Source organism: Ruegeria sp. I1, from assembly GCF_056532675.1.
In genome coordinates, this window is sequence record NZ_JBQFNM010000003.1 from 16,196 (window position 1) to 34,918 (window position 18,723).

Here is an 18,723-nt window from a genome sequence, read left to right on the forward strand (position 1 = left end):
TGTCCCAGCGTGGCTTCTTTCGAAACACAGCGACAGGTGCCTAGATGTCAAACGCGCATGAACTGACCCAAGAACAGTCTGAACGGTATTGGCAGGATGGCTTTCTGTTCCCTCTTTCTGTCTTTTCCGAAAACGAAGCTGCAGAGTTCCGCGCAGAACTGGAACAGATCGAGAAAGACTGGCTGGAAGCAGACCTGCCATTGCCGCTGAACACCTATAAGCGGGTCAACGCCCATTTGGTGATTCCCCTTGCAGCCCGGATCGCACAAGACAGGCGCATTCTGGACGCGGTCGAAGGTGTTCTGGGCCCAGATATCATGATCTGGTCCGCCGAATTTTTTATCAAGGAACCAAAGACCAAGCAAACGGTTGGCATGCATCAGGACCTGACCTATTGGGGCATGGGCGAAACGCCTGATCAGGTGACGGCCTGGATCGCGCTGTCACCCGCCACCGTTCAAAGCGGGTGCATGGATTTTGTCCGCACTAGCCACAAGAACCCGATCCTGCCGCATACCGACACCTATTCCGAGACAAACCTGTTGTCGCGCGGTCAAGAGGTGGCCGTCGACGTTTCTGAGGACGAGAAAACTCATATCGAACTGAAACCCGGCCAGATGTCATTGCATCACGGGCTGACAATCCATGGCTCGGGCCCAAACGCGTCAGATGACCGACGGATCGGGTTGGCGATCCGCTATCTCAGCCCCGGAGCACAGCAACTGGTGGCAGATCGTGACTATGCCATGTTGGCACGGGGGTCGGATGCGCACAGCAACTTCGTACCCGTCCAAGCCCCGGACGCGCTGTTCTCGCCCGAAGCTCTGGCGCTGTATGAACAAGTGCGGTTGGACCAAAGCAAAGCGTTGGCCGAAGGGGCGGACAGCTCCGTTCCGCTTTATACCAAGATGTAAGCTAGAAGGGTCAGGCGCTTAGCGCCCGACACCTACATAGGTCTCAAAGCCAGATTTCAGCGCTTTGCTTTCAGTATAGATATTGCGCAGATCGACCATGTGGGGTGTGTTCATCGCTTCTGCTAGGTCCGTTAGATTCAGCGCCCGGAACTCATTCCATTCCGTGAGCAGTACGACCACGTCGGCGCCTTTAGCGGCGGCATAGGGATCATCAGACCATTCAACACCGGGCAACAGCGCTTCACCTTCGGATTTACCCTGCGGGTCCACCACACGCACTTTGGCCCCACCGCCGATCAGGGCAGGAACGATGGTTAGCGATGGCGCATCGCGCATGTCATCGGTGTTGGGCTTGAACGTCACACCCAGCATCGCAACGGTTTTACCGTTGAAACTGTCGCTACAGGCTTCGCGGATTTTCTCGATCATGCGCTTTTTGATCTCATCATTCACGCGAATGACGGTTTCGGTGATCTGCATCGGATACGCATGCTCTTGACCGATCCGCGCCAGCGCGGCGGTATCTTTGGGAAAGCACGACCCGCCGTAGCCCGGACCGGCATGCAGGAATTTGTTGCCGATACGACCATCCAGACCAATGCCACGCGCGACCTCTTTCACGTCGCCGCCGACCCGTTCGCAAAGGCCCGCGATTTCGTTGATGAAGGTGATCTTGGTCGCCAGAAACGCGTTGGCTGCGTATTTGATCATCTCAGCGCTTTCCAGATCGGTGGTCAGGATCGGGAAGTCACGCAGATAGAGCGGGCGGTAGATTTCGGCCATTACCTCAGCCGCGCGGTCGCTCTCAACGCCAACCACAACGCGGTCTGGGCGCATGAAATCGTCAATCGCCGCGCCTTCGCGCAGAAATTCCGGGTTCGAAGCGACATCGAAATCCGCATCGGGATTGGCTGCTGAAACAACCGAATGCACCTTGCGGTTTGTGCCGACTGGTACGGTCGATTTGGTGACAATGACGGTGTAACCTGTCACGGCCTGCGCGATCTCTTCCGCTGCGGCCATCACGTAGGTCAGATCCGCATGACCATCGCCGCGCCGTGTCGGCGTGCCCACGGCGATGAACACCGCATCTGCACCATCGACGGCGGCAGCCAAATCGGTGGTAAAGCTCAACCGCCCAGCGGCCACGTTCTTGGACATCAACACATCAAGGCCCGGCTCATAAATCGGAACGTCGCCGGCCTTTAACATGTCGATCTTTGCTTCGGCCTTGTCGACGCAGATCACGTCATGGCCAAAATCCGAGAAACACACGCCCGACACCAGGCCCACATAGCCAGTGCCGATCATCGCAATACGCATTCTTAAAAATCCTTCTCACCAATTACCGCCTGCGGCGCGCATACAATCAAAGAAACTGCGAAGGGTTTCAATGCCTGACTCAGTCCTGCCCCTGCATTACACAGTTTCTTGCTGATTTTTGAGACGGAATCAGACGATGCGACCCCGTAGGCCACACCCAACCGTCTGCGCTGATTAGCGGAAACTTGGAAAGAGTGGGGCCAATCTGGCCGAATTCCTATTGGATCAGAAGCATGAGTTCATGGTTTCAAGCAGCGCGCGCCTTCGTTAGGCACGAACCGCTTGCGCTAGATATCTTGGGAAGCACGCGAAACAAACCCAAATCTCTGCGTGTATTATCGCAATCTGGCGGACATTGCTGACCTGCAGCGAATCGTTCTGCTACGGCTACCGGACAAGGCGCAGCCCGGCAGCGGTGCCTTGTCCGTTTGATCTTAGACGGGCCAATACACTGGCGTTTGCGCTTGCTTATCTGGCCTGCGCGCCAGCTACTTCAATCAGAACCAGCGGCCTATGGCGGTAACCGTCGGTGATAGTGTCGAAGCGTCAGAGGCGGCCGACAGCACCTTGTAGCTGACCTGAGATGTGGACGGCGCATCAAACCCGACAAAGCGCGCTGTGGCCCCGCCGCTACCGCTGAGGGCAGGGGTATCTGCGAATGTGGCAGGAAAGGCCCAGGTGGCAACGGCACTTGAAAACAGCGCACCTTCGGCAGTTGTGCAATCCGTTGCGGGTAAGGCGGCGGTACAGATTTGCGTGCCATCTGCAAAGCGGATGTAGTCGCCATTTGCGGTGCTGCCCCGTTCGATCACGGCCCCTGTCGGGGTGCCCGAAACCTCGGAAACAGTCCCCAACAAATTGCCCGGACTATAGCCATAATCGGCGCGCATAAGGCGTCCGGCGGTTGTGTCGTCCGCACTGGTCTGGACCGCCGCGCCTGTGGCGGTGCCGGTGGCGGGGTCAATGCTCAGCGCATCCGTCCAGCTGCCGCCATCCGGGGAAACCTTAATCGAGAAACCCGTGCTACCGTTCAATCCCATCTCGGCATGGCCGGTCCAGTTGGACTGAAATAGCAGCGATGCGGTGTCTGAGGCACCGGATTTGTTGATTTTCAACTGATGACCACCACCATCGTGGCTCAGCAATGTAGCCGGGCTGCGGACGGACAGGCGGTTGTTAGCATCAGAGCTGGTGCCCACACCCACCCCATCCAGATTCTGCGTCGGGATCGGAGGGGTGATCCAAGCCCCACCATCCCAGACCTTCTGCAGGTCAGCCGCCAAGTCCCAGGCGCGCCAACCTGTGTTTGGCGTGACGAAATGCCAGCTATTGTCCAGCCAGGCTGCCAACTCTCCGCCGTGACCAGCCCAATCGCCTGTTGGGGTTGCGCCCAAGGCGTGTATCTCACCCTGTTCCGGCACAGCGGGTGGCGTAGCTGCATCGGTCGAGGCGACAGTCAGTTGCAACACTAGATCCAGACGGCGCAGTGCCTCGTTATGGGTGACGTGTTTCTGCGCCTGAGAGGGTTGCAGGAAAGGAAGGTTCAATCGGGGTGAGTTTTGTGACACGGGGCGCGTCCTCCTGTAGCTGTCGGTCAGACATTTCTGTTGCGCGCCACCCTGCCGTATTGCGCATGAATCCCTTCTGACCGGGCAGATCGCCCGATTTACCCAATGTTAGGTCTTTGTTTCCAAAACATGGACAATAGTACGATATGGCGCAGCACGTTCACGAAACAGAGGTTGCAGACGTGATTCCCCGCCCCGCGCGACGGGTTATGTTTAATTGCGCGCGTAGATGTCTTCGTACCGGACGATGTCATCTTCACCCAGATAGCTGCCGGTCTGCACCTCGATCAGAACCATGGGCACTTTGCCCGGATTTTCCATCCGGTGGACCGCACCTAGCGGGATATAAACCGACTGGTTTTCCGAGACGAGCTGAACCTCATCATCAATCGTAACCTTGGCCGTGCCCTTGACCACGATCCAGTGTTCCGAGCGATGGTGATGGGACTGCAGGCTTAGTGCTGCACCAGGGTTTACATGGATGCGCTTGACCTGAAACCGATCATCAATCACCAGGCTTTCGAACCACCCCCAAGGACGGTGGTCGACAGGCAGAGATTCCGCCTGCCTTGCACCCTTGGCCCTCAGCGCACTTACCGCCTGTTTGACATCCTGCGCCCGGTCCATGCTCGCCACCAGAACCGCATCGGGCATGGCGACTGCGATGATGTTTTCCAAACCCATGGCAACCACCTCTTGCGCCGGAGATTCCGAACGAATCAGAACGTTCTGGCAATCGATGGTTGTAACCTCACCTGTCGTGGCCACACCGCTTGCGTCGGGTTCGCTCAGCTCATGCACGGCGGTCCAGCTGCCCACATCGGACCAGCCATCGGCATAGGGGACAACACTCAGGTTTGCCGCCTTTTCCATCACCGCATAGTCAATCGAGATATCATCGACCTTGGCCCAGGCACTGGCGTCCAGGCGCAAAAAGCCCAGATCGCTTCGGGCCAGCTCCACCGCTTGCCGGACCGGCTCGATCAGTTCGGCCGCGTGCTGTTCGAAGGCCCCGATAATGTCTCGCACGGCAAACAGAAAGATGCCCGAATTCCACAGATAGCTGCCATCCGCCAGCATCGCCTCAGCGCGGTCCAGATCAGGTTTTTCGACAAACCGGTCCAATGGAATGGCCGCACCGGATGCGTCCGGCGTTTGGCTGAGTTTCAAATAGCCATACCCGGTTTCAGGTCGGTCGGGCGTGATGCCAAACGTGACCAGATCACTGCGTGCAGAAATCGCTTCGATCCCGCGTGAAACTGCTGCGTGAAAGGCGGTTGTGTCGGGAACCACATGATCAGACGGAGCCACCAACATGATGGCTTCTGGGTCACTGTCTGACAGCTGCAGGGCGGCGGCCAGAACGGCAGGCGCGGTATTGCGCCCTTCGGGTTCGATTAGGATCGGGCCAGGATCAACACCCACGCCCATCAACTGTTCAGGCACCACAAAGCGGAAGGCTTCATTGGTTAGTATCAAGGGGTTAGCATAGGGTGCAGCCTTCGGCCCGCGAAGCCGCACCGCGCAATCCTGCAGCAAACTGGTCTCACCCACCAACGGCACAAACTGCTTGGGATAGCTTTTGCGGGACAGCGGCCACAAACGGGTTCCTGACCCACCGCAGAGAATGACGGGATAGACGGTATTCATGATGCGCATGCCTTTGAGCTTCAGCTATCTGAATGTATCGCCTTATTCGCCGTTAAGGGGAAGGGCCAGCGCCTACTGAGCCGCTTTTCCCGTGGCAACGATGTCATTCAGATACTGGCTCAGATCGCCGCGCAAATCGTCACGCGCCAGTGCAAAGGCTACAGTTGCCTGCAGGAACCCGGCTTTTGAGCCGCAGTCAAAGCGCTGACCATCGAATTTGTAACCAAATACCGGGACACCGTTCCGAATGTCTTCGGCGATCGCGTCGGTCAGCTGAATCTCGCCACCGCTGCCGGATTTCATCGAGTTCAGATTATAAAGCACCGACGGACCCAAAACATAGCGCCCAATGACGGCAAGGTTAGAGGGTGCCTCATCCGCTTTGGGCTTTTCCACCATACCACGCGTGCGCACCACGGTGCCCACGTTGTCACCCACGTCCAGCACACCATAGGAACTTGTTTTTTCCTGCGGAACTTCCATCGCGGCAACCATGTTACCGCCGGTTTCCTCATAAGCTTCGATCATCTGCTGCAGGCAGGGTTTGTCGGCTGCGATCACGTCGTCTGGCAGCATCACGGCAAAGGGCTCGTCTCCGATCAGACGACGCGCACACCAGACAGCGTGCCCCAGTCCCAGCGCCTTGTGCTGACGGATATAGGCAATTGCTCCGCTTTCCATATTGGTCGCGTTCAGCGTTTCTAAAAGTTCATCTTTGCCTTTGTTCTTAAGCTCTTGTTCCAGAACCAGGTTGTGATCGAAATAATCCTCAAGCGCAGATTTCCCGCGCGAGGTAACAAAGATGAATTCCTTGATCCCGGCGGCGCGCGCCTCGTCGATGGCATATTGCACCAAGGGCCGGTCAACCAAGGTCATGATTTCCTTGGGAACAGATTTCGTCGCAGGCAGGAATCGTGTGCCCAACCCGGCAACGGGAAAAATCGCTTTGGTGACCTTGCGTGTCATGGTGCCTCTCAAATCGTAACTTAACCGGAGGATTGCAGCCTGACCGGTGTGTCCTCATATGCTGCGAAACCGGATCAATCAATAACGCCCAACAATTCGGGTACTAATAGGTCAAATCGTGCCATCTTGTGGAGGCAGAGTCAAAATCCGATCTATTATCTGGCTGAATTGTCACGCACTGTTCACCGAATGGGCGAAATCCCGATCACTGTCAGTTTTTCAGACGCGATTTCATCGTTTTCTCGGGGAAACAGGTGGGGTCTTGGCCCGTGGCCTCCTGCCATCGCCCGATTGATCGGCGGGTTTTGAACCCTAGCAGCCCATCGGCGCCGCCGACATCGTGCCCCTGTTGTTCCAGCACTCGCTGCATTGCTGCGATGTCTGATCGATAGAGGCCCCCGACCGCGCTCCAACGGCCCCGGAAGTCTCCTACACCATACTGAATCCGGTCTCCGACATGGCCCACAAACAGGGCATAAAGATCGCTCTTGTTGTATTCCTTCAGCACGTAGAAATTTGGTGTGACGAGAAACGCCGGACCGTTGCGACCAGCTGGCATCATCAGATAGCCATCACCTTTGAGTTCATGGTTTGGGAAAGGTCTACCCGAAACGCGACTGACACCCAATGCGGCCCAATCCTTTATGGCACGCCCTTGGTCTGGTCCTTCAAGCGCGCAGGATAGCAAGGTTGGCACCGTCACCTCAAACCCCCAGTCGCGACCTTCAACCCAGCCGTGCCGGTTCAGGTAGTTCGCAATCGACGCGATTGTGTCATCGGCGGAGCCCCAGATATCAGCCCGCCCATCTCCATTTCCATCTGCTGCATAAGTCAGAAAGCTAGTCGGCATGAATTGTGGCTGCCCCAAAGCACCAGCCCAAGAGCTTTTTAATTCGCGCACATGTCCCGCCTCGGCGATTTGCAGCGCGGCGATCAACTCGGTTGTGAAATACTCAGATCGCGTGCTCATGAACCCTTTGGTCGCCAGAACCTGAAACGCATCATGCCGAATTGGAACCTGACCATACCCGCTTTCGCGCCCCCAGATCGCCAAAATGATGCGGGCTGGGACCCCTGTTTGCGCCTCGACACGAGACAGGGTAGCCGCATGGCGGCGCGCCATTTGCCGACCCACGGATGTGGCCCCCTGAACCGACCCCGCATTAAAGTACCTCCCGGGAGAGCCAAACTCTGCCTGCCTTTGGGCTTTGGGTGTCTTCGCTTTGCTTCCCGGAGGGATAAGGTCGGGTAGGTCCCAATTCAGCGTAACGCCGTCAAAGGCCGCGTTCATCGTCTTGCGTGACACACCCTTGGCGCGAGCCTGCGGCCAAACGGTCTGATCGAGCCAGGACTGGAACTGCCGTTCGATCGATGCACGATCCTGAGCGGTCACGCCGCTGGCCAAACATAGGCAAAATAGAAGAAAAAGCACCTTGCGCATCTGAAATCACCTGCTCTGAGCCTGTTTGGGCAATTCGTTTTCGTTGATGCCAAGGATGACTGAAACCCGCATCAAAATCCATGAGATTGAACCACATATACGACATGCCGCCTTGCGGTCGAAAAACCTTGAGAAATGCGCGGTCTCTGCCGATAGTTGTGACCAATGCGACAGCAAAAGAGGGCAGGTATGACCACGAACAGAACGTCCATTGTGGCAAATGTGGTTCTGACGGCCCTCGGAATTCTGGCCGCGTCGACCCAGATGGCAGGGGCCAGTGACAGCTTCATGGACCCCCAGGGCCCTATTGCGGCAGTGCAGAAAACGCATCTTCTGCGGGCAACAACGCTGATCCTTATTGCCGTTATCCCTGTTCTGATTTTGGTTCCGTTGATCGCGCTGCGCTATCGACGTCGAAAAGGAGGGAACGCGGTGTACAGGCCCGATTGGGATTTTTCCGCCCGTCTTGAGATGCTGATGTGGGGCGTCCCGGTGGCCATCGTCGCAATCCTGTCTTTCTATCTGTGGAAAACCACGTATCGGCTCGACCCGTATTCAGCCCCGTTCGGTGACGAGCCTGCCGTGCAAGTGCAGGTTGTTGGCCTCGACTGGAAATGGTTGTTCATCTATCCCGATCTTGGCATCGCCACAGTCGGAGAGCTTGGCATTCCCACCAAACAACAGATCGCCATGACACTGACCACCGATACGGTGATGCAATCTTTCATGATCCCAGCTTTGGCGGGGCAGATTTATGCAATGCCAGGCATGACAACCAAGCTGCATCTGGTTGCGGACCAACCCAAGGTAATGCAAGGCGAAAACACCCAGTATAACGGGCGCGGGTTTACCAAGCAGAAGTTCGAAACGCTTGCGATGGACCCTGAGGATTTCGAGGCCTGGGTCAACAAGGTCCGTCAGGGCGGTATCGTGCTTGACGCGGAAACGTATAAAACCCTTGCCATGCGCACCGACCGGGATGAGGTTCAGGCCGCGCTTGGCACGCCCGAGATGCCAGACCGTGCCGTGTATTTCAAACTGGATGACGGGGATCTGTTCCATACCATTCTCCACCGATACCATGGCGGCAAAGCACTGCCACTGGATCAACAACCCGGAACAGTTGCATATGGGCAGGAGGTCGACCAATGACATCAGAAAACGGTTTTTTTGGTCGCCTAAGCTGGGATGCATTGCCGATCACCGGCCTGATTCAGGACCCCAACGCTAATGAGATTGTAGCCAATGCCGCCGCAGGTATTGTCATCGTAGGGGCAGTCGCCGTGGTTGGTCTGCTAACCTGGTTTCGGCTTTGGGGGCCCTTGTGGCGCGATTGGCTAACAAGCGCTGATCACAAGAAAATCGGCATCATGTACATCGTCTTCGCCATCGTGATGCTCGCGCGGGGCGTTCTGGAGGGCGTTGTTATGCGCGCCCAGCAAGCCGCCGGACCGGGCGACGGTTTCCTCGAGGCCGAACACTTTGCCGAACTGTTCAGCACCCATGGCACGATCATGATCTTCTTCGTCGCCGTACCTTTTGTGTTCGGAATCGCCAACTATGTTATTCCGCTGATGATCGGCGCGCGGGATGTGGCCTTTCCGGTGATGAACCAGATCAGCCTCGGCCTGACGGTATCGTCCGGTATGATGCTGATGGTCTCGCTGGTGGTCGGAGAGTTCTCGACTGGGGGCTGGACGGCCTATCCGCCCTACACGGGGGCTGCGTTCAACCCTGGCGTGGGGCCGGACTACTGGATCTGGGCCATCGTTGTCTCAGGGATCGGAACAACGCTGACGGGGATTAACTTCGCCGTCACAATCTACAAGCTGCGCGCGCCGGGGATGACGTTCATGCGGCTGCCGATGTATTGCTGGACGATCATCTGCAGTTCTATCCTGATCGTCTTTGCGATGCCGCCCTTGGGCGTTGCGGCACTGTTGCTGGCCGCTGACCGCTATCTGGATTTCCATTTCTTTACCAATGACCTTGGCGGCAATATGATGAACTACGCCAACCTGTTCTGGCTTTTTGGCCACCCCGAGGTCTATTTGCTGGTTCTGCCCGCCTATGGCATCTATTCCGAGATCTTCGCGACCTTCTCGGCCAAGCGGCTTTACGGCTATACCTCACTGGTCATCGCCACAATGTCGATAGCCGTGCTGTCCTTCACTGTCTGGTTGCATCACTTCTTCACCATGGGGCAAAGCGCGCTGATCAATGCGGTATTCGGCATCGCAACCATGCTGATCGCCATCCCGACGGGCGTGAAAGTCTATGATTGGATGGCGACGCTGTGGCGGGGACGCATCCGCTTCTCAGTTCCCATGCTGTACGGTCTCGCCTTCCTTATGCTGTTTGTTATCGGTGGCCTAAGCGGCGTGATCCTAGCCAATCCAACCATTGACTACCAAGTGCATAACACTCTGTTTCTAGTGGCGCATTTCCACAACGTGCTTCTGCCTGGGGTCCTGTTTGGCCTGCTGGCCGCCTATAACTACTGGTTCCCCAAAGCCTTCGGGTTCCGCTTGCATGAAGGCTGGGGCAGGATAACAGTCGCGCTTTGGACAGTTGGCTTTATGCTGACTTTCATGCCGCTTTACTTTGTCGGCCTGATGGGTATGCCCCGGCGATCCTTCAGCTGGGAGGACCCGAGCTTTCACCCCTACATGATTGTCGCCGTCATCGGTGCGTTGGTCATCACGGCGGCGCTGTTTTCAGTTCTGGTGCAGCTATGGGTCAGCATCCGCAACCGCGATAAAACCCGTGTTCCCGTTGGTGATCCATGGGATGCGCGCACGCTGGAATGGTCTATCCCAGCACCACCGCCACCTTATAACTTCGCCATCATCCCGCAGGTCACTGACCGCGACGACTTCGCCGCCGCCAAGGAACGCGGCGCGGCTTATCCAGCCCCTGATGCCTATGAGGATATCGAGATGCCACGCAACACCGGTATCGGATTTATCCTGTGTGTGGCCAGTGGCATCTGGATGTTTGCATTGGTCTGGTGGGTCTGGTGGCTGGCCGCGCTGATGACCGTTGTTATGATCTTGGCCTTCATCCTCTGGACCTTCGACACCAGTACCGAAATCACCATCCCGGCAGAAGAAGTCCAGCGCGATCATGAGGCTTGGCTGGCATTGGTACGTAGCGAATCCGCCGTGGACCGCGAACATGAGACAGCCCCGGAAAACCGCGGCCTCGCGCGCCCAGACATGGAGGTGGTGACATGAAACGCGCACCAACCCACAGCTATCCGGGCATCAATCTCGGTGACCGCCATGCCAGCGCCCATAAGGCTTCTGAGGTCGTAACTTTCGGCTTCTGGGTCTTTTTGATGAGCGATCTGGTCTATTTCGGCCTGATGTTCGCCATCTATATCACCATGATCGACGCTCAGGCCGGCGGGCCAGGGCCACATGCGCTGTTCGACCTGACCAGCATCTTTGCGCAAACCATGATCCTGCTGACCAGCAGCCTGACCGTTGGATTGGCGATGCTGGCCCTGAAATACAATCTGCCGCGACCACGGATCATCCTTTGGTTTGGGGTGACTCTCTTGCTGGGGATCAGTTTCCTTGTATTGGAGATCCGAGACTTCATGGCCATGGCCGAAAAGGGCGGCATCCCGCAGCGCAGCGGGTTCCTCTCGGCCTTCTACGGCCTTGTGCCGCTACACGGTCTACATGTTGCTGCGGGATGCGTGTGGTTGATTGTGCTGGGTATCCAACTGCGGGTTATGGGCATGACCGATGTCGTCAAATCACGTGTGGTCAGGCTGGCGCTGTTCTGGCACTTCCTTGACCTGATCTGGATCGGCATCATCACGATCGTCTATTTCGGAGGGCTAACCTATGGATAAACGCTCTGAAATGCACCGGCGCGAGCGGCGGCGTTACGTGATCGGCTATGGCGGTTCGTTACTGCTGACTTTCGCGATGTTCGGAGTGGCCTATCGCTGGGGGATAGAAACAACCGGTGTTTATCTAACCATTGGCCTGCTTGGGCTCGCTCAGCTGATCTTTCAACTGGTCTATTTCTTACATATCGACCGCAGACGCAGCAGCCGAGAGGATTTGGACCTGATCCTGTTCTCAACTCTTGTCTTATTGATCATCATCCTCGGCACGGTCTGGATTTTGGGCAACCTCGCGGTTCGCATGCACATGCATCCGATGTAGGAAACGTGGCCCGTTCGGCTATCGGATCAGCTCCAACCCCAGCCACAAAGCACCCCAGCACAGAACAAGACTGACCATGATATTGCCAGCCGCCAGTGCAAGCGTGCGTTCGCGGCGCAATTCCAGCGTTTGATAGGCAAAGCTTGAGAATGTTGTGAACCCACCACAAAAGCCAAAAACCAGGCGCCTCTGCTCTTCCCCCATCTCAACAGGACCGCCCAAATAGCCGATCCAGAGGCCCAGTAACAGGCTGCCGATTACATTCACCATCAGGGTCGACAGTGGCAACGCATGCGTAACCCGCAATGCAAGCCAATGGCGCAACACTGCGCCCAGACCACCACCCAGGCCAAACATTGCGTGCAGGTAGAGATCAGTCACTACCGCTCCTTCCTGCATGAAACCGTCGGCCGAGCGCTTCGCCTGCTAAGGCTGCGGCCAGACCAAATGCAATCTCCAGCCCAGCAGCGGCAGGTGCAGTCCAAAACGTGGTTTCGGCTAAACGCTCTAGCTCGGCCACGAAAGAAGAAAAGGTCGAAAGGCCACCACAAAACCCTACCGCGCCCAGATGTAGAACATGGGCATGAACCCGATGGCGGATCGCGTAGAGCCAGCCCAACACGAAACACGCAAACACATTTATGCCAAATGTTGCGGTCAGCACAGGCGCGCCAGAGACCTCGAATGCGAACGCCTCACGCAGTAACGACCCCAGCGCGCCGCCAACAAACACAGAAAAAAACATCAGGGCTTGTTCGTGTAGTCCGCGTTTGGTGTCTGGTCTCGTCAAGTTAGCTGCCTTTTGCTTTGGTATGATCCGAATACCGCCTGCGAAACGCGGGATCAATCAACGCCTTAACAAGGTTTCACATTCGCGTCCGGTTTGATTTCAATGGGCCGAAGGGCTTGCAATCAAAGGCCAAGCTGTTTCACTTTGGCTTCAACACCTTTGGCACATACTTCATCCACGGAGATCAGAAATGGTTGTACGCAGGCTATATTACTTTCTGAGTTTCGTCTGTCTGCCTTTGGTGGCCGTCTGGGGCTTTTTCTGGTCTCCCGCGCATTGGCTTCTGGTTCTGCTAATCCCTTACGCCGTGGTTGGGATGTATGACATGCTGACCACTAAGCACAACGTACTGAACAACTACCCCGTGCTGGGGCATTTTCGCTATATGCTGGAATTTGTCAGCCCCGAAATCCGCCAGTATTTCGTCGAAACCAACGAAAGCGGGCGGCCGTATAATCGGATCATTCGCAGCCTTGTCTATTCCCGTGCCAAGGGCCAGGTCGACACACAGGCGTTTGGCACTCAATACGATATCACGACCGTAGGTTATCATCGCTCCAACCACTCTCTGGCCCCAAAAGAAGTGGACAAGAGCGAAGAAAGGGTGATGCTGGGCGGCCCGCAATGCGAAAAGCCCTATAACGCATCGCGCTTGAATGTTTCGGCCATGAGCTTCGGTGCGCTCAGCGCCAATGCAATCCGAGCGCTGAACGGCGGAGCCAAGGACGGCGGTTTTGCGCATAACACAGGTGAGGGCGGATTGTCCCCACATCACCTCGCCGAGGGTGGAGATATTATCTGGCAGATCGGTACCGGCTATTTCGGCTGCCGTACACCGGACGGAGGCTTTGACAAAGACCTGTTCGCCGAAAAGGCCAAGAAGGATGTTGTCAAAGCAATAGAGATTAAGCTGTCCCAAGGGGCGAAGCCCTCGCACGGCGGCGTTTTACCCGCCGCAAAAGTCGACAAAGAAATCGCCGAAATCCGTGGCGTGCCCGAGCATCAGGACGTGATCTCACCACCCATTCATTCGGCTTTCGACGGTCCAACCGGGCTGATGGAGTTTGTACAGCACTTGCGCGAAATGTCAGGTGGTAAACCCATTGGTTTCAAACTGTGCATCGGCCACCCATCCGAATTCATGGCGATCTGCAAAGCAATGCTGGAAACCGGTATTCTGCCCGATTTCATTACCGTCGATGGGGCCGAAGGAGGGACTGGCGCCGCCCCGGTCGAGTTCACCAACCGCCTGGGCTTACCCGTAAATGAGGCAGTGGTCTTCGTGAATAACTGCCTTCTGGGGGTTGGGCTACGTGACAAAATACGGATCATCTGCGCAGGCAAAGTGGCCACAGGCTACGACATGATCGAAAAGTTCGCCCTTGGTGCGGATATGTGCAATGCCGCCCGGGCGATGATGTTTGCCGTTGGCTGTATTCAGGCCTTGCACTGCAACACAAACCGATGCCCGTCAGGCGTGGCCACCCAGGACTCGATCCGGGGCAGGGCGGTCAACGTACCGCAAAAACGTCAGCGGGTGCACCGGTATCACGATGCCACACTCGAAAGCTTCCGGGAACTGCTGGGCGCAATGGGCAAAGCCACGGTCTCGGATCTGCATCCCGGCGATATCCGCCGTCGCATGGCAGATGAGACTGAGCGTTCTTATGCCGAAATCTACACTTTCGTCGACGAAGGCGCACTTTTGTCTGGCAAAGCGCCGGACAACTACACAGCAGAATGGGATCGCGCGTCAGCCGCGCATTTCTAGTGGCATCAATTGATCGTCGATCGGGGCTGACTATTGGCATGCGTATTGATCCGACGCACGCTCCATTCCACTGAATCCCGCATTGCTCGACCCAGGGCAAGGTCAAACGCATTGACCAGATCCGGTGTCTGATCGCTGGCTGAAACCACGTTTTCCTGGAACGAACTGGAGGCGATGATCTTGTCCTCGAACGCATCGACGATCTTGATGTTCATCCGAACGTCAACACGCACGGTTTTTGAGTTTTCAGTCTCGGCAGTCACGATGCCCTGAAACTCACGCAAATCCGGCACGATGATATAGTCTGCGCGCAGGCCTACGGTCGACCGCCCGACTGCGGCCACCTTGCCCGAGTTCTCATAGCTTTCGACCAACAGAGCCTGTACAATCAGCGGTGCGCGATCCACCCACCGGGCGCGAGGCAGATACTGAACCTGTAGCGGTGTCGGCTGAACTGCGATCTGGTCGGTGTTCACCGCGGCGGTTGCTGTGGGTTCTTCAACAACGATCTGCATCTGGATACGCGGCAACGTAGACGCAAACGTACTTTTGGGAGTCAAAAGATACAGGTCATTGGGTTTGGATGCTTGCTTCAACGTACCCAATCCCGCACAGCCACCAAGGGCCACCGCCATCAGAGTAATAAAGAAAGGCCTGATCATTGACGGAACTCCGATGCTTGGGTGCCCAACAAAAAGCGTGCCGGGTCGCGCTCAACCTTGTCGACAAGGCGGTCTAGGCTGATAACCAGGCGCTGAGATTCTTCAACAAAGCGTACGAATTGCGGCAAACCGACCCGCAGGAAATCCGAAAGCTGGCGACGATTGTCTCGGACAATGCCGTCGATGGTTCCAAGCAGTTCTTTCGCTGAGTTCGACGCGCTTAGCACATCATCCGAAATCTGGTCGATCTTGACGGTGATGCGCGAGACCGTTTCGGTCACCTGATTGGCGGCGCGGCTGATATCCTGGGCAACCGGGCCGACTTGCGTTTCGATGATACGGTTGGCCGAGTCAAAGGCACGCTCGGCCGAAGCCAAAACCCCTTTGGTTGAATCCATCGCAGCGGTGATCGAACCCAACGTCGTATTGGCATTCACAACCGTTTCGGTAATCACGCCCAGTGACACGCTGGCTTCTTCCGACAACCGCGTCAGATGATCCACAAGGTTCGACCCACGCTGTATAAACGGGCGCACATCTTCTTCGATGGTCCGGTTCGTGGTTGCCAATGTCACCTTCGCCTCTTCCAGCGCTTCTCTGGCGGTGTCGGACGCTGATTTGACGGATTTCAATGTCTCGCTACCCGTCTGCAACGTGGATTCCGCAGCGCTGATCAACGGGTCCAGCTTTGTGGTAAACTCGCCGATTTGCTTGGCGGCCTCTCCGATATTGCCTGAGACGGATTCAAAATCCGACAGCGTCTTGTCCAATCGGCCAGTGGCCGACGCGAGGTTGGCCAGAATGTCGGAAACCGCTTTCTGGTTCTTTTCGTCTACAACGGCATTCAATTCCTTCAAAAGGCTGACTGCCTCGTCCAGAACCTTGGGTGCGCCTTCGAACAGCGATTGAATAGTGCTGCGCTTGCTTTTTATGACACTGTTATTGGGCAACCGCTCGGCCGTACTGGACCCGCCAGTCAATTCCACATAGCCAACGCCGGTCACACCCAGCGATTGCAGTTGCGCGATGGTTTCCTTTGTGACGGGGATGTCGGCATCAACCTCGATCCGAACCCTGACTTTCGACGGGTCATCTTCATCAAGATTCAACGAGATCACTTGCCCGACCGGAAGGCCATTGTAGCTTACGCCACCCGCCGCAGACAGGCCCGACACATTTTCGAACAACACGTCATAATATGCATACTGGCGGGTCACTTCGAATTTCGCGAGCCACAGGAAAAAGCCAAAAGCACCCAATATCCCCGCAAGAGTGAATGCGCCGATCAGAATGTAATTCGCTCGGGTTTCCATCGCCTCTACCTGTCCTGCCCTTTGTCTTGCGCCGCGCGGGCACGGGGGCCTGTGAAATACTCCTGCACCCAAGGATGATCGACCTTGGTCATCTCTTCTATCGGACCTTCAACCAGCACGCGCTTTTCTGCAAGCACGGCGATCCGGTCGCAAATCGCATAAAGACTATCCAAATCATGGGTCACCATGAAAACGGTCAATCCCAGCGCCTGCTGCAATTCGCGGATCAGATCATCATAGGCGGCGGCCCCGATCGGGTCCAACCCAGCTGTGGGTTCGTCCAGAAACACAATCTCAGGATCCAACGCCAAAGCCCGCGCCAACGCTGCCCGTTTGCGCATACCGCCTGACAATTCCGATGGGAACTTACCACAGCTCAGCTGCGGCAATCCCACAAGGCTGATCTTGAGGCCGCCCAGCGACTCCATCAGTTTTTCGCTGATCCCCGTATGCTCGCGCAACGGGGCCATTACGTTCTGCAACACCGTCAGCGATGAAAACAGCGCTCCATCCTGAAACGCCACGCCCCAATGGCGTTCAATGCGGCGGCGATCCTGTTCGGGGCCGTTCAAGACATCAACGCCCAGAACCTCGATACTGCCAGCAGCCGGTTTGTTCAGACCCACGATAGTCCGCAACAATACAGATTTGCCGGTACCCGAGCCGCCAACAATGCCCAGAACTTCGCCGCGCCAAACATCGAGGTTTAGGTCGTCATGCACCACCTGTGGGCCAAACTGATTGCGCAATCCGCGCACTCGGATCACGGCCTCTCGCTGCGTGTCTGCCGGGGCTGATTGATGCTGCACCGTACCGTCCATCTCAGATCCCCATCTGCGAGAAGAAGATCGAGAACAAGGCGTCGATGGCGATTACCATGAAGATCGATTGCACCACCGACGCGGTCGTGCGTTGCCCGACGCTTTGGGCCGACCCTTTGACCTGCATCGCCTGCCAACAGGCTATCACACCAATGACCAGAGCAAAGAACGGCGCCTTGATCAGACCGATGGCCAGTTGCCAAACCCCCGTGCTTTCGTTCAGGCGGGTCAGGAACATGCCCGGGCTTATCCCCAGATCAATCCAGCTCATCAATGCGCCGCCGAACAATCCGGCCATGTCGGCCACAAAACCCAGAATGGGCAACATGATCAACAGTGCCAAAACGCGCGGGATCACCAGCACCTCAATCGGGTCCAGGCCTAGGGTCCGCATGGCGTCAATCTCTTCCTGAACTTTCATCGAACCGATTGAGGCGGTAAAGGCCGATCCGGACCGGCCCGCAACGATGATCGCGGTCAGCAGAATACCCAGTTCACGTAGGATCGAGATCGAGATCAGCTCGACCACAAAAATCTCGGCCCCGAACTGTTTCAACTGCGTGGCACCCTGAAAAGCCAGCACAACGCCGATTAGGAACCCCATTAACGCCACAATCGGCAACGCCTTGAAGCCGGTTTCCTCCATATGTGTCACAAGCGCGGCGCGGCGCAGCCTCCAGGGCATAACGACGGTTCGGGCCAGACGGTGCAGGGTCAGCCCTAGGAACCCAAGGATCGACATTGTGTCCTGCCACGCCCCGAATGTGCCGCGACCCACACTTTCGACCCAATCTGCAAAGGTTCTGGGCGGGTCCAGCCGACCGGGCTGTTCGGGGATGCTATGCGACACAGTATCAATCAAGGCGGCATGCGCAGGCTTAAGGCCCAGAAACTGGAGCTGCGCGCCCTGAGCGGTGAACCGCTGTGACAAGTCTGCCACGAGCCACGCGCCGCTGGTATCCAGCGCTTCCATCTCGGTCAGGTCGAACGTCACATCGCCGCCAACGGGCTGAATGGCGCTAAAGCCGCGCTCAACGTGTTCCACTGACTGCGTGAGCAATGCGCCCGAGATATGCACAACCGTACGGTCGCTTTCCTGCGAAGACGATATCTGAGGCGGAGTCATGCCTGCATGTGACGGAAAAAGAAGATCGGCTGCAACGGGTTTGTGTATTTGCGCCCTGATTTGACCGGTCGGAATGGCACCCGTGTGACACTGGTTAGCGCCAATGGGCGAATTTCCCGAAGGTGAGTGACCTAATTCACTTGTTTCAACCAAAGGTAATGGTATCTTTATGGACGTAATTGTTTGTTGTTATT

The 18,723-nt window shown here is 56.6% G+C and carries 17 protein-coding genes; 6 read left to right on the forward strand and 11 right to left on the reverse strand.

Annotated elements, in window-relative coordinates; all coding sequences use genetic code 11:
* Positions 1 to 44: 44 nt before the first annotated feature.
* The gene (locus tag ACR0DH_RS06790; RefSeq protein ID WP_480547929.1) at positions 45 to 914 is read left to right on the forward strand and encodes a phytanoyl-CoA dioxygenase family protein; all 870 of its coding nucleotides are present in this window, start codon (positions 45 to 47) and stop codon (positions 912 to 914) included.
* Between the two features lie 18 nt (positions 915 to 932).
* Here the strand turns inward: ACR0DH_RS06790 and ACR0DH_RS06795 are convergent, their stop codons facing one another.
* The 5 genes from ACR0DH_RS06795 to ACR0DH_RS06815 all read right to left on the reverse strand — a co-directional run bounded on the left by ACR0DH_RS06795 (position 933) and on the right by ACR0DH_RS06815 (position 7,862).
* A complete protein-coding gene (locus ACR0DH_RS06795) occupies positions 933 to 2,237 on the reverse strand; it encodes a UDP-glucose dehydrogenase family protein (RefSeq protein WP_480547930.1) in 1,305 nt (434 codons plus the stop codon).
* A 497-nt stretch (positions 2,238 to 2,734) separates the two neighbouring features.
* Positions 2,735 to 3,805: a DUF2793 domain-containing protein gene (locus tag ACR0DH_RS06800; RefSeq protein WP_480547931.1), complete on the reverse strand. Its 1,071-nt coding sequence runs from the start codon at positions 3,803 to 3,805 to the stop codon at positions 2,735 to 2,737.
* Positions 3,806 to 4,018: 213 nt separating this feature from the next.
* Positions 4,019 to 5,455 (reverse strand): mannose-1-phosphate guanylyltransferase/mannose-6-phosphate isomerase, encoded by a 1,437-nt coding sequence (locus tag ACR0DH_RS06805; protein ID WP_480547932.1) that lies wholly within the window; start codon positions 5,453 to 5,455, stop codon positions 4,019 to 4,021.
* A 72-nt stretch (positions 5,456 to 5,527) separates the two neighbouring features.
* Entirely contained in the window at positions 5,528 to 6,421 is an 894-nt protein-coding gene (galU, locus tag ACR0DH_RS06810) for a UTP--glucose-1-phosphate uridylyltransferase GalU (RefSeq protein ID WP_353011362.1), read from the reverse strand.
* A 211-nt stretch (positions 6,422 to 6,632) separates the two neighbouring features.
* On the reverse strand, positions 6,633 to 7,862 hold the full coding sequence (locus tag ACR0DH_RS06815; RefSeq protein ID WP_480547933.1) for a lytic murein transglycosylase: 1,230 nt from the start codon (positions 7,860 to 7,862) through the stop codon (positions 6,633 to 6,635).
* A 189-nt stretch (positions 7,863 to 8,051) separates the two neighbouring features.
* Here ACR0DH_RS06815 and ACR0DH_RS06820 point away from each other — a divergent pair, with 189 nt between their 5' ends.
* From ACR0DH_RS06820 to ACR0DH_RS06835, 4 genes are read left to right on the forward strand one after another with little or no spacing between them, the layout of a single operon-like run.
* On the forward strand, positions 8,052 to 9,014 hold the full coding sequence (locus ACR0DH_RS06820; RefSeq protein WP_480547934.1) for a cytochrome ubiquinol oxidase subunit II: 963 nt from the start codon (positions 8,052 to 8,054) through the stop codon (positions 9,012 to 9,014).
* Positions 9,011 to 11,098, forward strand: a complete 2,088-nt coding sequence (locus tag ACR0DH_RS06825; protein ID WP_480547935.1) for a cbb3-type cytochrome c oxidase subunit I — start codon at positions 9,011 to 9,013, stop codon at positions 11,096 to 11,098. Before ACR0DH_RS06820 ends, ACR0DH_RS06825 begins: the two co-directional genes overlap by 4 nt.
* Entirely contained in the window at positions 11,095 to 11,727 is a 633-nt protein-coding gene (locus ACR0DH_RS06830) for a cytochrome c oxidase subunit 3 (RefSeq protein ID WP_480547936.1), read from the forward strand. Before ACR0DH_RS06825 ends, ACR0DH_RS06830 begins: the two co-directional genes overlap by 4 nt.
* On the forward strand, positions 11,720 to 12,046 hold the full coding sequence (locus ACR0DH_RS06835) for a cytochrome o ubiquinol oxidase subunit IV (protein WP_353011352.1): 327 nt from the start codon (positions 11,720 to 11,722) through the stop codon (positions 12,044 to 12,046). Before ACR0DH_RS06830 ends, ACR0DH_RS06835 begins: the two co-directional genes overlap by 8 nt.
* Positions 12,047 to 12,064: 18 nt before the next feature.
* Here the strand turns inward: ACR0DH_RS06835 and crcB are convergent, their stop codons facing one another.
* A complete protein-coding gene (crcB, locus tag ACR0DH_RS06840; protein WP_480547937.1) occupies positions 12,065 to 12,427 on the reverse strand; it encodes a fluoride efflux transporter CrcB in 363 nt (120 codons plus the stop codon).
* Entirely contained in the window at positions 12,420 to 12,836 is a 417-nt protein-coding gene (locus ACR0DH_RS06845) for a FluC/FEX family fluoride channel (RefSeq protein WP_480852349.1), read from the reverse strand. The genes crcB and ACR0DH_RS06845 overlap by 8 nt, the downstream gene beginning before the upstream one ends.
* 190 nt (positions 12,837 to 13,026) lie before the next feature.
* Between ACR0DH_RS06845 and ACR0DH_RS06850 the strand changes: the two genes are divergently transcribed.
* Positions 13,027 to 14,607, forward strand: coding sequence for an FMN-binding glutamate synthase family protein (locus tag ACR0DH_RS06850; protein ID WP_480547939.1), 1,581 nt, complete (start codon positions 13,027 to 13,029; stop codon positions 14,605 to 14,607).
* A 5-nt stretch (positions 14,608 to 14,612) separates the two neighbouring features.
* On the opposite strand, the gene ACR0DH_RS06855 is transcribed toward ACR0DH_RS06850, so the two are convergent.
* The 4 genes from ACR0DH_RS06855 to ACR0DH_RS06870 are packed head-to-tail and all read right to left on the reverse strand — an operon-like array spanning position 14,613 to position 18,529.
* Positions 14,613 to 15,269, reverse strand: coding sequence for an ABC-type transport auxiliary lipoprotein family protein (locus ACR0DH_RS06855; RefSeq protein ID WP_480547940.1), 657 nt, complete (start codon positions 15,267 to 15,269; stop codon positions 14,613 to 14,615).
* The gene (locus ACR0DH_RS06860; protein ID WP_480547941.1) at positions 15,266 to 16,582 is read right to left on the reverse strand and encodes an MlaD family protein; all 1,317 of its coding nucleotides are present in this window, start codon (positions 16,580 to 16,582) and stop codon (positions 15,266 to 15,268) included. Before ACR0DH_RS06860 ends, ACR0DH_RS06855 begins: the two co-directional genes overlap by 4 nt.
* 5 nt (positions 16,583 to 16,587) lie before the next feature.
* Positions 16,588 to 17,403: an ABC transporter ATP-binding protein gene (locus ACR0DH_RS06865; RefSeq protein ID WP_480544096.1), complete on the reverse strand. Its 816-nt coding sequence runs from the start codon at positions 17,401 to 17,403 to the stop codon at positions 16,588 to 16,590.
* A gap of 1 nt (position 17,404) precedes the next feature.
* Positions 17,405 to 18,529: an ABC transporter permease gene (locus tag ACR0DH_RS06870; protein ID WP_480547942.1), complete on the reverse strand. Its 1,125-nt coding sequence runs from the start codon at positions 18,527 to 18,529 to the stop codon at positions 17,405 to 17,407.
* Positions 18,530 to 18,723: the final 194 nt, after the last annotated feature.

Coding starts and splice junctions, on each gene's coding strand:
- ACR0DH_RS06825 (WP_480547935.1), top strand. CDS start 9,011: ATGACATCAGAAAACGGTTTTTTTGGTCGCCTAAGCTGGGATGCATTG.
- ACR0DH_RS06850 (WP_480547939.1), top strand. CDS start 13,027: ATGGTTGTACGCAGGCTATATTACTTTCTGAGTTTCGTCTGTCTGCCT.
- ACR0DH_RS06805 (WP_480547932.1), bottom strand. CDS start 5,455: ATGAATACCGTCTATCCCGTCATTCTCTGCGGTGGGTCAGGAACCCGT.
- ACR0DH_RS06795 (WP_480547930.1), bottom strand. CDS start 2,237: ATGCGTATTGCGATGATCGGCACTGGCTATGTGGGCCTGGTGTCGGGC.
- ACR0DH_RS06790 (WP_480547929.1), top strand. CDS start 45: ATGTCAAACGCGCATGAACTGACCCAAGAACAGTCTGAACGGTATTGG.
- ACR0DH_RS06860 (WP_480547941.1), bottom strand. CDS start 16,582: ATGGAAACCCGAGCGAATTACATTCTGATCGGCGCATTCACTCTTGCG.
- galU (WP_353011362.1), bottom strand. CDS start 6,421: ATGACACGCAAGGTCACCAAAGCGATTTTTCCCGTTGCCGGGTTGGGC.
- ACR0DH_RS06835 (WP_353011352.1), top strand. CDS start 11,720: ATGGATAAACGCTCTGAAATGCACCGGCGCGAGCGGCGGCGTTACGTG.
- ACR0DH_RS06865 (WP_480544096.1), bottom strand. CDS start 17,403: ATGGACGGTACGGTGCAGCATCAATCAGCCCCGGCAGACACGCAGCGA.
- ACR0DH_RS06820 (WP_480547934.1), top strand. CDS start 8,052: ATGACCACGAACAGAACGTCCATTGTGGCAAATGTGGTTCTGACGGCC.
- ACR0DH_RS06870 (WP_480547942.1), bottom strand. CDS start 18,529: ATGACTCCGCCTCAGATATCGTCTTCGCAGGAAAGCGACCGTACGGTT.
- ACR0DH_RS06815 (WP_480547933.1), bottom strand. CDS start 7,862: ATGCGCAAGGTGCTTTTTCTTCTATTTTGCCTATGTTTGGCCAGCGGC.
- ACR0DH_RS06830 (WP_480547936.1), top strand. CDS start 11,095: ATGAAACGCGCACCAACCCACAGCTATCCGGGCATCAATCTCGGTGAC.
- ACR0DH_RS06855 (WP_480547940.1), bottom strand. CDS start 15,269: ATGATCAGGCCTTTCTTTATTACTCTGATGGCGGTGGCCCTTGGTGGC.